Source organism: Trinickia camelliae (genome assembly GCF_053525655.1).
This window is the reverse complement of the sequence record NZ_JBCHAA010000013.1, coordinates 82,439-95,778: the sequence shown is the minus strand read 5'-3', so window position 1 is coordinate 95,778 and position 13,340 is coordinate 82,439. Positions and strand designations below refer to the sequence as shown.

Genomic DNA, 13,340 nt, shown 5'->3' with positions numbered 1-13,340 from the left:
GTCCCGGAGAAGAACATGGAATTTTTCCGCATCCACAAAGACATCCCGTTCATGAAACGGGCGTTGATCTTCAACGCGATCTCGTTTCTGACGTTCATTGCCGCTGTGTTTTTCCTGCTGCATCGCGGGCTGCATCTCTCGGTGGAGTTCACGGGCGGCACCGTCGTCGAAGTGCAGTATCCGCAAGCCGCTCAACTCGAGCCGGTGCGCAATACGCTCGGCAAGCTCGGCTACCCCGACGCGCTCGTGCAGAACTTCGGCACCTCGCGCGACGTGCTGATCCGCCTGCCGCTCAAGGCAGGCCTCACGTCCGCTCAGCAGAGCGATCAGGTCATGACGGGGCTGAAGGCGCAGAACGCGGATGTGCAGTTGCAGCGCGTCGAGTTCGTCGGTCCGCAGGTCGGCAAGGAACTCGCCACCGATGGCCTGATGGCGCTCGCGTGCGTGGTGGCCGGCATCATCATCTATCTGTCGTTCCGCTTCGAATGGAAGTACGCGGTGGCCGGCGTGATCGCGAACTTGCACGACGTCGTGATCATTCTCGGCTTCTTCGCGTTCTTCCAGTGGGAGTTCTCGCTGTCGGTGCTCGCGGCCGTGCTCGCGGTGCTCGGCTATTCGGTGAACGAATCGGTCGTTATCTTCGACCGGATTCGCGAAACCTTCCGGCGCGAACGCAAGATGACGGTGATGGAAGTCATCAACCACGCGATCACGAGCACGATCTCGCGGACCATCATCACGCACGGCTGCACGCAGATGATGGTGCTGTCGATGTTCCTGTTCGGCGGCCCGACGCTGCACTACTTCGCACTGGCGCTGACGGTCGGCATCTGCTTCGGCATCTACTCGTCGGTGTTCGTGGCGGCGGCGCTGGCAATGTGGCTCGGCGTGAAGCGCGAAGATCTGCTCAAGGACAAGAAGACCCAGCACGATCCGAACGATCCCAACGCGGGTGCGCAGGTTTGATGCCTGATCCCGGGCGTTGAACGCGACGCCAAGGGTTCTCGACAAAAAAGGCCGGTTCGAATGAACCGGCCTTTTTGTTTATCGTCGCCCCGATAGGGACTGCCGCTGCCGTTAATGCGCCCTCTCCTATTTGAAGCCCAGCTTGCGGCGTGCCGCGACCAACGCGCCCAAGCTCACCAACGCGGCAAAGATCATGTAGAAGCTCGGCGCGGTCTTCGTATCGGCCGCGCGAATCAGCCACGCGATAATGAACGGCCCGAAGCCGCCGAAGATCGTCACGGCGATGTTATAGGCGAGCGACATGCCGGTCGTGCGCGTCTGCACCGGGAAGATCTCCGACAGCAAACCCGGCAGCGCACCGAAGTACCCGGTCATCAAGAGGCCCAACACGATCTGCACGGCGATCAGCGCACCGAAGGTCGGATGCGCGACGAGAAACACGAACGCCGGGTAGATCAGCACGAGGATCAGCGTCGCCGACGCGAGCATGATGCCCGTACGCCCATGGATATCCGACAGGTGCCCGACAATCGGCGAGCCCACCATCTGGATCACACCGGTCAACACAATCGCCTCGAAGGCTACCGAGGGCGCGAGCCCCAGCTGTTTGATGCCGTATGTCGGCATGAATAGCACGAGATAGGTCGACACCGTGCCCAACACCACGATGCCCATTGCGATCACGAGGCGCGTTTTCTGGCTCGCGAACGTGTCGCGCAGCGGCGTCGTCGTGGTTTCCGATGCGAGAAATTCGGGCGTCTCGTCGAGCCTCGTGCGGATGTAGTACGCGATGGGCCCGAGCGACAGCCCGAAGATAAACGGCACGCGCCAGCCCCAGGAATAGAGCTGTTCGGGCGATAGCGTGCCCGTCAGCACGGCGCCGAACACGGCGGCGAGCACCGTCGTGAGCCCTTGGCTCGCGATCTGCCAGCTCGCAAAGAAGCCGCGCCGGGCCGGAACGTGCTCGGCGAGAAACGCGGTCGCGCTGCCGAACTCCCCGCCTGCCGAGAAGCCTTGCATCAGCCTGGCCAGCACGAGAATCAAGGGCGCCGCGATGCCGATCGACTCGTAAGTCGGCAACAGCGCGATGAGCAGCGTGCCCAGCATCATCAGGAAGATTGATAGCGTGAGCGCCGCCTTGCGCCCTGCCCGGTCCGCATACGCGCCGATCACCACGGCGCCGAGCGGCCGCATGAAGAACGACACGCCGAACGTGCCAAGGGTCAGGAGCAGCGAAATCGTGTCGTTGCCCGCCGGAAAGAACAGCTTCGCGATGACGACGGCGAAAAAACCGTACACGACGAGATCGAACCACTCCAGGGCATTGCCGATCGACGCGGCGACCACCGTACGCCACGCATCACCGCGAGCCGCCGCGGGCGCTGCCGACAACGTTTCACTCATGCAGGTCTCCTGGAAGGATGGCTCCGCGCCCATCGTACAACGCACAAAAAAACCGCTTCGTCGCAAAGCGGACGAAGCGGTTTTGCAGCGAATTCCCGGCGAGGACGCCGAAAATCACGCAGTCAGACTTACTGCTTGATGCCTTCGGCCTGAATGTTCAGCTTGGTCACCATGCTGAAACCGTACTTGCTGCCGAAGTCCATGCCCCAGTCGGCACGGTTGAACTCGCCGCTCGCTTCGACGCCGCAGTCTTCTTTCTTGAACACCGGGTGCATGATGCACTTGAACGATTCGATCTTCAGATTCAGCGGCTTGGTCACGCCGTGCATCGTCAGCGAGCCGATCACTTCGGACGGCGTGTCGCCGTCGAACTTGATCGACGTGCCCTTGTAGGTCACCGTCGGGTACTTCGCGACGTCGAAGAACGCATCGCTCTTCAGGTGATCGTCGAGCTTCGTATTGCCGATATCGACCGACGCCGGATCGACGGTGACGTCGACGGTGCCCGTCTTCGCTTGGCGATCGAGCGTCACGGTGCCGCTCGACTTCGTGAACTTCCCGCGCCAGTTCGAGACGCCGCCCATGTGGTCGGCCTCGAAGCTCGGGTAAGTATGGTTCGGATCGAGCTGGTAGGTGTCGGCGGCAAACGCACCGACCGACATCGACGAAGCCAGCACTCCAACGACGATCAACAGGTTCTTTCTCATGTCAGTCTCCAAAAGCGCGCCGCCCGCACGGGCGGCAGTATCAAAGCGAAATAAGCCAAATCAACGTTTGGCGGTTACGAGGTGAAATTTGATCGCGACCTCGTCGGCCACGGTCGACGTATCCTTCCACTCGCCCGTGCCGATATCGAATTGCAGGCGCTTGATCGGCAGCGTGCCGTCGAAGGCCTGCGTCGCGCCCTGCTGGGTGACCGTGACCGGTACGGTGAGCGTCTGCGATTTGCCCTTGATCGTCAGCTTGCCGGTCACGTTGAACTTGTTGCCGCCCGCCGGCGCAATCGCGCTCGAGACGAACGTAGCGGTCGGATAGGTCTTCGCATCGAACCAATCCTTGCCGGCCACCTGGTCGTTGTAGCTCGGGTCGCCGAGATCGTAGCTGCCGGTGTCGACGGTGATCTGCGCGCTGCCCGCCGCCGGCTTAGTCGGATCGAAGTTCACCTGCGCCGAGAACTTCTTGAAGGTGCCTTCGACGGGCACGTTCATCTGCTTCGAAGTCGCGGTGATCGTGCTCTTGGCCAAGTCGACCTGGGCAAAGGCGCTGCCCGCGGCGGCCAGCGACGTCGCGGCGAAGACAGCCAGCATGTAGCGGAAAAACGAGGCTTTCATGGTTATCCTTATTTGAGGAAAGGGATCATGCGGGCGAGCAGCCCGTCGCGGTCGACCCACTGATGCTTGACAGCCGCCACGACGTGCAGCGCGACGAGCCCGAGCAGGCTGTAATTGAGCGCAATGTGCATCGCCTTGAAGATGACCTTGAGCTCCGGATTCGGTGCGATGATGCGCGGCAGCGGCACGATGCCGAGATAGACGACCGGTATATTGGCCGCCGAGCTGTACAGATAGCCCGACGCCGGAATCGCGATCATCAGCACGTAGAGCAGCACATGAACGAGGTTCGCGGCCGCTTTCTGCCAGTTCGGCATGCGGCGCGGCATCGGCGGCGCGACATGGGTCGCGCGCCAGAGGATGCGCAGCACGGCAAGCGCGAACACCGTGCAGCCGATCCACTTGTGCCACGAGAAGTATTTGAGCTTGGCGGGCGTAAAGCCGGGAATGTCGGTCATTACCCAGCCGAGCGCAAAGCCGCAGACGATCAAGAGCGCGATCAGCCAGTGCATCGCGATGGCGGTGCGCGTGTAGGAATCCGACTCGGTGAAGGTGGGCTGTGTCATGAAAGGAGCAACAGGTACTCAAGCGGTAAACGGATCGGCCAGCGCAATTGTTCCGTACGTGCGTGACAGGCTCTACGGGCGCCATCCTAACTCAAGCAAGAAAAATCGACAGATGCAAGCGGCAAGAATTTCCGCCTCGATGGACCGCCCAGGCTATTAGGAATGGCGAACGAAATCCCTAGGAAATTTCCCAAAAGAAGTCTGACCCACCGCATCTAAACGTTCCCGCGCCACACCATTTGGTAACATTGGCGCGGGTTCCAGCCAGATAGCATGTGCGTCGCCCGCCGCGCGGCTCAATAAGCGAACACTTGTGCCTATGAAACGAACCGATCTGATTGCATGCCATGAATGCGACGCACTGTTGCACAAACCGCGTCTAAGCAAAAAGATGAGCGCACGCTGTCCGCGGTGCGGCGCGACGCTTTACCGAAGCAGCTCGGTCCATCTCGAGCGCATCTGCGCCGTCACTCTCGGCGCGCTGATTACATTCCTTATCGCCCAGGCGTTTCCCATCGTCGAACTCGAGATCAACGGCATCACGTCGCAGACCACGTTGATCGGCGCGCTGGTCGCGCTATGGAACGAGAACATGGAGATCATCGCGATCGTCGTGTTCTGCTCGACCATCCTCTTCCCGCTGACTGAGCTGCTCGCGCTGCTCTATGTGTTGATCCCGATTCGCGCGGGATTCGTGCCGCCCGGCTTCAACCGGGTCTTGCGGGCGATTCAATTCGTCCGGCCCTGGGGAATGATCGAAGTGTTCATGCTCGGCATCCTGATTACCGTCGTCAAAATGCTGAGCCTCGCGCGCGTCATTCCCGAAGCCTCGCTCTTCGCATTCGGCGCGCTCACGTTGATGTTCGCCGTCGTCGTGATGTTCGACCCGCGCACGCTGTGGGACATCGCCGATACGCTCCCCCGTCGCCGCGCGCTCGAACAGAGTGCCCGCCACACTCGCTGAAACCGACAATGACCTATATCACCGCGGCTCAAGCCGGCTACCTTGCCTGCCATGCGTGCGGCAACGTCGACGAGCGCGCCCTGCCTGCCGCCAATCCCGGCGGCAGCGCGCACGAGCACGCGCCGCCGCAGCGCTGCTCGCGCTGCGGCGCGCCGCTCCACCAGCGCAACTTCGACAGCATCCCGCGCACCTGGGCGCTGCTGATCGCCGCGGCGCTGCTCTATATCCCGGCGAACCTGCTGCCGATCATGCACACGTCGTCGCTCGTCGGCAGCCAGGACGACACGATCATGAGCGGCGTCGTCTACTTCTGGACCTCGGGCGACTGGCCGCTCGCGATCATCATCTTCATCGCGAGCATCCTCGTGCCGATGCTCAAGCTCGCCGTGCTGACGCTGCTCACCTTCACGGCGCAGCGCCGTTCGCCGTGGCGGCCGCTGCAGCGCACGAAGCTCTATCGGATCGTCGAGAACATCGGCCGCTGGTCGATGCTCGACGTATTTGTGATCACGCTCACTGTCGCGCTCGTGCGTTTCAACTCGCTCGCCGTCATCACCGCCGGTTGGGGGGCGCTCGCCTTCGCGTCGGTAGTCGTGCTGACGATGATCGCCTCGATGCAATTCGACCCTCGGCTTATCTGGGACAACGTAGAACACTCAGGACAATACGATGAATAGCCCGCAAGGACCGACTCGCGACCCTCATGCCGGGCCCGAATCCGGCCATTCCGGCGGCGGCTCCGGCCTGCCGCCCGATATTCCCGATCCCGTCCAAGTCCCAAGAAGCAAGTGGCTGCCCTCGCTCGTCTGGCTGATTCCGCTCATTGCCGCGCTGATCGGCGTGGCGCTCGTCGTCAAGGCGGTGGTGGACCGCGGCCCGACGATCACGATCAGCTTCTCGAGCGCCGAAGGACTCGAGCCGGGCGGCAAGACGAAAGTCAAATACAAGGACGTCGACATCGGCTCGGTGAGGACGATCACGCTGTCGAAGGACCGCTCGCGCGTCTACGTCGAAGTGCAGTTGACCAAGGAGGCCGAGAACTTCGCGGTCAAGGACACGCGCTTCTGGGTCGTGCGTCCGCGCATCGGCACGAGCGGCGTGTCGGGTCTCAACACGCTGCTCTCGGGCGCGTATATCGGCGTCGACGCGGGCAAGTCGACCGAGGGTCAAACCGATTTCACCGGACTCGAAACGCCGCCCGCGGTGACCGGCGATCAGAAGGGCCATCAGTACACGCTGCGCGGCGAATCGCTCGGCTCGATCGACATCGGCTCGCCGGTGTTCTACCGGCGCGTGCAAGTCGGCCAGGTGGTGAGTTTCTCGCTCGACAAGGACGGCACCGGCGTCGCCATCGGCGTCTTCATCAACGCCCCCTACGATCAGTACGTCGGCACCAACTCGCGCTGGTGGCATGCGAGCGGCGTCGATCTGCGCCTCGATTCGAGCGGCCTGAAGCTCAACACGCAATCGCTCGCGACGGTCATCGTCGGCGGGCTCGCGTTCCAGTCGCCACCAGGGCAGGCGGTCGGCGAGCCGGCGCCTGCCAACACCGTGTTCCGGCTGTCAGCCGATGAAAGCGCCGCGATGCGCGAGCCGGACGGTCCGGCGCTCACGGTCGTGATGAAGTTCAACCAGTCGCTGCGCGGCCTCTCGCCGGGCGCCACAGTCGATTTCCGGGGCATCGTCCTTGGCGAAGTGACGAACATCGGCGTCGACTACGACCCGAAGGCCCGCAACTTCACGATGCCCGTGACGATGAACCTGTACCCCGATCGCCTGGGCCGACGCTTCCGCGAATCGGTCGAAAGCGGCGGCACGGCGGCTGGCAAGGAGTTGCTCAAGGCGCTCGTCGCGCACGGCCTGCGCGGTCAATTGCGCACCGGCAACTTGCTGACGAGCCAGCTTTATGTCGCGCTCGACATGTTCCCGAAGGCGCCGACCGCGACGGTGGACGTGAACCAAACCCCGCTTGAACTGCCGACCGTGCCGAACACGCTCGACGAGCTGCAGCTGCAAGTCGCGGACATCGCGAAGAAACTCGACCAGGTGCCGTTCGATCAAATCGGCTCGAACCTGAACAGCGCGCTGAAGAACGCCGACAACCTCTTCAAGCAGCTCGACGCGCAAGTCGTGCCCCAAGCTCGCGACACGCTGGCGGCCGCCAAGCAGACGTTCGGCGCCGCCGAGCAAACGCTGCAGCAGGATTCGCCGCTGCAGTCGGATGTTCATCAGGCGCTCACCGAGCTCACCCGCACGCTGCAGTCGCTCAATGCGCTGTCGGATTATCTGGAACGGCACCCCGAGTCGCTGCTGCGCGGCAAACCAGGAGATAAACCATGATCGTCGACCGGCTTACTTCTGCCGCGCGGGCTTGCGGCCCTCACTCCACGCTGACGGCGGCGCTGCGCCTCGCCGCTTGCGTCGCGGGCGCGGCCGCGCTCGCGGCGTGCTCGTCGCCGCCCAGCCGCTTCTACACGCTCGGTGCAGGCGGCGCGTCCACGGGCGCAACGGCGACTGCCGCTGCGTCGGCGCCGCAGGCTGCTGCGGTTCCGGCGCCGGCCAATCCCGCGCTGCTGATCGAAGTCCCGCCAGTCGACGTGCCGTCGCAAGTCGCGAGGAATCAATTGGTGGTGCGCACGAACGCATCGCAAGTCGATGTGCTCGAACAGGAGCGCTGGTCGTCGCTGCCGGGCGACGAGATCCGCCGCGCACTGTCGGGCGACCTCGCGCAGCGGCTCGACACCATCGACGTGTTCGGCTCGCCCTACCCGGGCGGCGTGCCGGTCTACCGGATCAGCGTCAACGTGCAGCGCTTCGAATCGTGGCCAGGGTCGCAAGCCGTGCTCGAAGCAGTCTGGAGCGTGCGCGCGGTCGGCACGGGCGCGGTGCTCACGTGCCGCACGAGCGCCACCGAACAGGTCGGTCCCGGCATCGATGCGCTCGTCGAGGGCCACCGGCGCGCGGTCGATCAGATGTCGGCCGACATCGCCGCAGGCGTGCGCTCGCTCGCGGCAAGCGGCCCGGCGCACGGCGCGGCGTCGGGGACGGCGGCCAAGCTGCCGGCGCCCGTGCCATGCCCCAGCGCGGGCCCGGCGCCCGCGGCCAGCAATACCGCACCGGCCGCAGGCTGAAACGACCGAGGGGGCGCCGCTCAGCCGGCGCCCATCGAGCCGCAAGCCAACTCATGCAACTTTCCGAGGGCCATCAGGTCTTCGTTTTCCTAACCATTGAAATGAGATCGTTTGGTCTCTTTCCCAGCGCGATCTCAAAACCAGTTTATGTTTCGTTCCCTCACCACGCTCGTCAAGAAATGGCGAGCCTCGCGTAACGCCGGCCATCAGCTCGATGCGCTGCTGGCCACGGCCAATGCGAACGCGCCCTATGCCGAACGCAATGAATGGCTCATCGAGCTCGCGCACTGGATTCGCCGCAAAGGCACCGTGCAGCCCGCCGCGAGCGAGGGCGGCGACCCGAACGCCGCGCCGCGCGATGAGACGCGCCCCAAATCCGAGCACACGCGGTTGCGCTACCTGTTCCGTGTGCTCGATCGCAATCCGGAGTGGAAAGCGAACGTCGCGGGCATCCTGCAGGCAACGCTGCACGAGAGCGACAGCATTTCGCTGCTGTGCGACGCGGGCATGCCGGTCCAGTCGGGGTTTTTCGGGGCGATCTTCGAGCGCCTGCAGGCATCGCTGATTCCACCCGCGCCGAACCAGCGCGACCTGAGCGCGCTCGTCACGCTGATGTTCCCCGAAGAAACCGACGCCCGATGGATCGAGTCGCTGCCGCTCGACGTGCTGGCGCAACTGCGCGCACTGCTCGAGTTCGACGTCGCGGGCAGCGGCAAGCACAAGCCGGTGGCGCTGTCGGGCGACCTGCTGACCTCGCTGCACAGCCTGATCTGCCAGATCAGCTCGACAGGGCTCTCGCAGACCGTGCGCAGCCGTCTCGACGACGAAGACTCGCGCATGCCGCTCGACAAGCAGCCGTTCTACCGCCTCACGCGCGCGATGCTCGCGGTGGAGGCCGCCAACACCGCCGTCGACGAAGGCCGCGACGATGAGCAGCAACTGCTGCACGAAGTGAACTACCTGCGCGTGCTGCTCGACGAATGCCGCTCAGCCGTCGACCGCGTGTTCGCGCATCTGTATCGCAACGGCGTGAGCGTCGACATCGTGTTCCAGGTTGAGCGGATGCGCATGCGCATCCTGCGCGCCGAGCACCTGCTCGACGCCTGGATGGCCGACGACGACCTGCACGAAGGCGCGCGCCTCGCCGGCGAGCTGGTGGAAGCCAACCAGGCGAGTCAGAGCGTGGCGCACCTTTTCCGCAGCAACTTCGCGCTGCTCGCGCGCAAGGTGGTCGAGACGAGCGCGGACGTCGGCGAGCACTACATCGCCCGCGACCGCCGCGAGTACCTGACGATGCTGCGCATGGCCGCGGGCGGTGGCCTCGTGACGGTCGTGACGGTCTGCGTCAAGTTCTGGATCACGGGCGCGCATCTGCAATCGATGATCGAAGGCCTGTTCGCCGGCATCAACTACGCGGCGAGCTTCACGCTGATGCACTTCCTGCATTTCACGCTGGCGACCAAGCAGCCCGCGATGACGGCCCCCACCATCGCGCGCGAGCTCGACGGCACGGGCACGCCGCAAGGCGTCGATGCGTTCGTCTCATCGGTGATCGCGCTGATCCGCACGCAGTCGGCGGCGATCTTCGGCAACCTCATGCTCGTGGTGCCGTTCTGCCTGCTCGTCCAGGTCCTGTTCCGCACAGTGCTGCACACCGACCTGATCTCGCACGAGAAAGCGCACCACACGCTGCAATCGTTCTCGCTGCTCGGGCCGACGCCGTTCTACGCCGCGCTGACGGGCGTGCTGCTGTGGTCGTCGAGTCTCCTCGCGGGATGGGCGGACAATTGGTTCGTACTGCATCGCGTCGGCGATGCGCTCGCCTACAACCGCCGCATCCGGATGACGCTCGGCGCGGCCGGCGCCGCTAAGCTCGCGAAGTTCTGCCGCTCGAACATCTCGGGTGTGATGGGCAATGTCGGGCTCGGCCTGATGCTCGGCCTCGTGCCCGCCATCCTGACCGCGTTCGCGTTCACCTTCGAAGTGCGCCACGTGACGCTCTCCTCGGGCTCAATCGCCATCGCGGCGGGCGTGCTCGGCACGGGCATCCTGCACACCGGCGAGTTCTGGTGGGCCGTGGCCGGCACGGGCAGCATGGCGATCCTGAACGTCGCGGTCAGCTTCGCGTTCGCGTTCTACATGGCCGTGCGCTCGCGCAGCCTGCGGTCCACGGCCGTGCGCACGCTGATCGGCGCGGTGCGCAACGCGGTGTTGCGCAATCCGCTGCAACTCGTGTGGCCGATGAAGGCCAAGGGCGAACCGGTCGGCGGGCTCAAGACGGATTGAGGCCGGCGGCGCCGCGTACAATGGCGTACTTTGCATTGATCGGCGCCGCCCCATGTCCTCCCCTGCTCTCTTCGATTTTTTCCTTCCCTGCCCGCGCGGCCTCGAAGCCGCGCTTGCCGCCGAGCTCGCGGAGATCGCCGCGCGCCACGCCGGCGCGGCGCAGTTCGAAGCAGGCGCGCAAGTGCCGGGCGGCGTGCATTTTCGCGGCGGCTGGAAAGCCGGCATGGCAGCGAACCTGCATTCGCGGATCGCGAGCCGCGTGCTTCTGAAAATCGCGCATCGTCCGTATCGCAACGAGCAGGACATCTATGCACTCGCCGCCGAGCAGCGCTGGGAGCAGTGGTTCTCGGCGAACGAAACGCTGCGCGTCGACATCACCGCGATCAAATCGCCGCTGCGCAGCCTCGAATTCGCGACGTTGCGCGTGAAGGACGCTGTCTGCGACCGCCTGCGTGAAGTCAGCGGCGCGCGCCCGAGCATCGATACCGCACAACCCGACGTGCGCATCTTCGCGTTCCTGACGGCGACCGATTGCACGCTCTACCTCGACACCTCGGGCGAGCCGCTCTTCAAGCGCGGCTGGCGGCTCGACAAGGGCGCGGCGCCGCTGCGCGAGAACCTCGCGGCAGGCATCCTGCGCCTCACCGGCTGGACTGCGGGCACGCCCCTCTATGACCCGATGTGCGGCAGCGGCACGTTCCTCGCAGAAGCGGCGCAGGTCGCGCTGAACATCGCGCCGGGCGTCGAGCGCCGCTTCGGCTTCGAAAAGCTCAAGCAGTACGACGTCAGCGCGTGGCAAGCGCTCAAGGTCGAAGCGCTGGATGCCAAGCGCGCCGCCCGCGCGTCGCGTGCGGATCTGGGGATCTTCGGCAGCGATATCTCCGGCGACATGCTCGAGAAGGCGCGCGCGAACTTCGAACGCGCCGGCTTGGGATCGATCGTGCTCAAGCAGGTCGACGCGCGCGGCATGACGCCGCCGGTCGCGGCGCCGGGCATCCTGGTCGCGAATCCCCCGTACGGCGAGCGGATCGAAGTGCGCGGCCGCGGTCCGCGCGGCGAAGTCCGCGAAACCCGGCGCGGCGACGACAACGAAGGCTTCCGCCGCGTGCATACCGATGCGCCCGACAGCGAGTTTTTCCAATCGCTCGGCGACGCACTCAAGCAGCGCTTCTCGGGCTGGCGCGCGTTCATCCTCACGTCCGACCGCAAGCTGCCGGGCCAATTGCGCCTGCGCGAATCGACGAAGACGCCGCTTTTCAACGGCGCGCTCGAATGCCGCCTGTTCCGCTTCGATCTGGTGACGGGCAGCGTCAAGCAGCGTCCGGCGGGCGATACGCCGGACTGATCCGTCCGTCGGCGCGGACTCCTTCTCGAGCCCGCGCTTCAACTCTTGCCAAGCTGCTGACAGAACGCTGTCAGCAGGGCAGTCGCAGACTCCACTCATGCGCCATCCGGCGCTTTGTCCGGCTTACCGCCACTCTTCTCGGAGACTGTCATGACTGCTGCCACTCTCGCATCCACCCGCGTGCTGTCCTGGTTCGAAATTCCGGCGATGGATTTCGACCGCGCCGTGCGCTTCTACGAAGCCGCGCTCGACGTGCCGCTCCAACGCGAAGTCTTCGGCGGCGTGCCGATCGCCGTCTTCGCACATGAGGAAGGCGCCACGGGCGGCGCGATCGTCTTCAACCCGCAGCAGACGAAGCCGGCCGCCGACGGCGTGCTCGTGTATCTCGACGCGTCGCCGACCGTCACCGACGCACTCGCGCGTGTCGAACGCGCCGGCGGCAAGAAGCACGGCCCGGCGATCGAGCTACCCAACAACATCGGTTACATCGCGTTCTTCACCGATAGCGAAGGCAACCGCGTCGGCCTGCATTCGCTGAAGCTCGCGTGATGCGCGTGGTCGGCGGTGGTTGGAGCGCGGCGCTATCATCATTGGATTGCCGCTGTCCGGCTGACTGCCGTCCTCCACGTCATCTACGTCTGCCATGACTCGCCGCGCCGACCGCCTGTTCCAGATCGCCGAGCTGTTGCGCGGCCGGCGTCTCACGACCGCGCAACAGCTCGCGGAATGGCTGTCCGTGTCGCCGCGCACCGTGTATCGCGACGTGCGCGATCTACAGCTGTCAGGCGTGCCGATCGAAGGCGAAGCGGGGATCGGCTACCGGCTCTCCCGTTCCGCGAGCCTGCCGCCGCTCACGTTCACCGCCGACGAGTTGGCCGCGCTCGCCGCAGGAGCGCGGATGATCGAGACGTGGGGCGGCGCTGGGCTCGCGGGCGGTGCGCGCAGCGCGCTCGCGAAGATCGCCTCCGCGATGCCCGCCGACAAGCGCGCGACGCTCGAACGCCTCGCGGTATTCGCGCCGTCGTTTCATATCGATCGGGAGTTTTCGGTGAAGGTGGATGCGCTGCACCGGGCCGTCGATACGAAACACGTGGTGAGCTTCGCGTACCGCGACCGGGTCGGACAGGAAACCGAGCGGCGCGTGTGGCCGCTCAGTCTGATCTACTGGGGCGGACGCTGGACGATCGGCGCGTGGTGCGAACTGCGCTCGGATTTCCGCAACTTCGACATCGCGCGGATGACGAGCGTCGAGCCGCACGAGCCGTTTCCCGACATGGAGGGAAGACGGCTCGCGGATTATCTGCGGCGCGTCAATGCGCCTTCCAACTGATGCAAGCGAACGCGCCC

At 64.9% G+C, this 13,340-nt stretch carries 12 protein-coding genes and 1 pseudogene; 9 read left to right on the top strand and 4 right to left on the bottom strand.

Going from position 1 to position 13,340, the window contains the following annotated elements:
* Window positions 1-15 precede the first annotated feature (15 nt).
* Window positions 16-966 (top strand): protein translocase subunit SecF, encoded by a 951-nt coding sequence (secF, locus tag AAHK20_RS21340; RefSeq protein WP_449183498.1) that lies wholly within the window; start codon window positions 16-18, stop codon window positions 964-966.
* 126 nt (window positions 967-1,092) lie between these two features.
* On the opposite strand, the gene AAHK20_RS21335 is transcribed toward secF, so the two are convergent.
* From AAHK20_RS21335 to AAHK20_RS21320, 4 genes are all read right to left on the bottom strand, one after another.
* The gene (locus tag AAHK20_RS21335; RefSeq protein WP_449183497.1) at window positions 1,093-2,370 is read right to left on the bottom strand and encodes an MFS transporter; all 1,278 of its coding nucleotides are present in this window, start codon (window positions 2,368-2,370) and stop codon (window positions 1,093-1,095) included.
* Between the two features lie 128 nt (window positions 2,371-2,498).
* Window positions 2,499-3,077 (bottom strand): YceI family protein, encoded by a 579-nt coding sequence (locus tag AAHK20_RS21330; protein ID WP_449183496.1) that lies wholly within the window; start codon window positions 3,075-3,077, stop codon window positions 2,499-2,501.
* Between the two features lie 60 nt (window positions 3,078-3,137).
* Window positions 3,138-3,701, bottom strand: coding sequence for a YceI family protein (locus AAHK20_RS21325; RefSeq protein ID WP_449183495.1), 564 nt, complete (start codon window positions 3,699-3,701; stop codon window positions 3,138-3,140).
* Between the two features lie 8 nt (window positions 3,702-3,709).
* Window positions 3,710-4,267 (bottom strand): cytochrome b, encoded by a 558-nt coding sequence (locus AAHK20_RS21320; RefSeq protein WP_449183494.1) that lies wholly within the window; start codon window positions 4,265-4,267, stop codon window positions 3,710-3,712.
* A gap of 319 nt (window positions 4,268-4,586) precedes the next feature.
* Between AAHK20_RS21320 and AAHK20_RS21315 the strand changes: the two genes are divergently transcribed.
* The 8 genes and pseudogenes from AAHK20_RS21315 to AAHK20_RS21280 all read left to right on the top strand — a co-directional run.
* Window positions 4,587-5,231 (top strand): paraquat-inducible protein A, encoded by a 645-nt coding sequence (locus AAHK20_RS21315; protein ID WP_449183493.1) that lies wholly within the window; start codon window positions 4,587-4,589, stop codon window positions 5,229-5,231.
* Between the two features lie 8 nt (window positions 5,232-5,239).
* The gene (locus AAHK20_RS21310; protein ID WP_449183492.1) at window positions 5,240-5,908 is read left to right on the top strand and encodes a paraquat-inducible protein A; all 669 of its coding nucleotides are present in this window, start codon (window positions 5,240-5,242) and stop codon (window positions 5,906-5,908) included.
* Window positions 5,901-7,571, top strand: a complete 1,671-nt coding sequence (locus AAHK20_RS21305) for a PqiB family protein (protein ID WP_449183491.1) — start codon at window positions 5,901-5,903, stop codon at window positions 7,569-7,571. The genes AAHK20_RS21310 and AAHK20_RS21305 overlap by 8 nt, the downstream gene beginning before the upstream one ends.
* Complete coding sequence (locus tag AAHK20_RS21300; protein WP_449183490.1) at window positions 7,568-8,362, top strand: PqiC family protein; 795 nt, start codon at window positions 7,568-7,570, stop codon at window positions 8,360-8,362. The genes AAHK20_RS21305 and AAHK20_RS21300 overlap by 4 nt, the downstream gene beginning before the upstream one ends.
* A gap of 147 nt (window positions 8,363-8,509) precedes the next feature.
* On the top strand, window positions 8,510-10,648 hold the full coding sequence (locus AAHK20_RS21295) for a site-specific recombinase (RefSeq protein ID WP_449183489.1): 2,139 nt from the start codon (window positions 8,510-8,512) through the stop codon (window positions 10,646-10,648).
* A gap of 52 nt (window positions 10,649-10,700) precedes the next feature.
* Window positions 10,701-11,993, top strand: coding sequence for a THUMP domain-containing class I SAM-dependent RNA methyltransferase (locus tag AAHK20_RS21290; protein ID WP_449183488.1), 1,293 nt, complete (start codon window positions 10,701-10,703; stop codon window positions 11,991-11,993).
* Window positions 11,994-12,143: 150 nt separating this feature from the next.
* The gene (locus AAHK20_RS21285) at window positions 12,144-12,542 is read left to right on the top strand and encodes a VOC family protein (RefSeq protein WP_449183487.1); all 399 of its coding nucleotides are present in this window, start codon (window positions 12,144-12,146) and stop codon (window positions 12,540-12,542) included.
* Window positions 12,543-12,621: 79 nt separating this feature from the next.
* Window positions 12,622-13,323, top strand: a pseudogene (locus tag AAHK20_RS21280) (helix-turn-helix transcriptional regulator); the annotation flags it as partial.
* Window positions 13,324-13,340 lie beyond the last annotated feature (17 nt).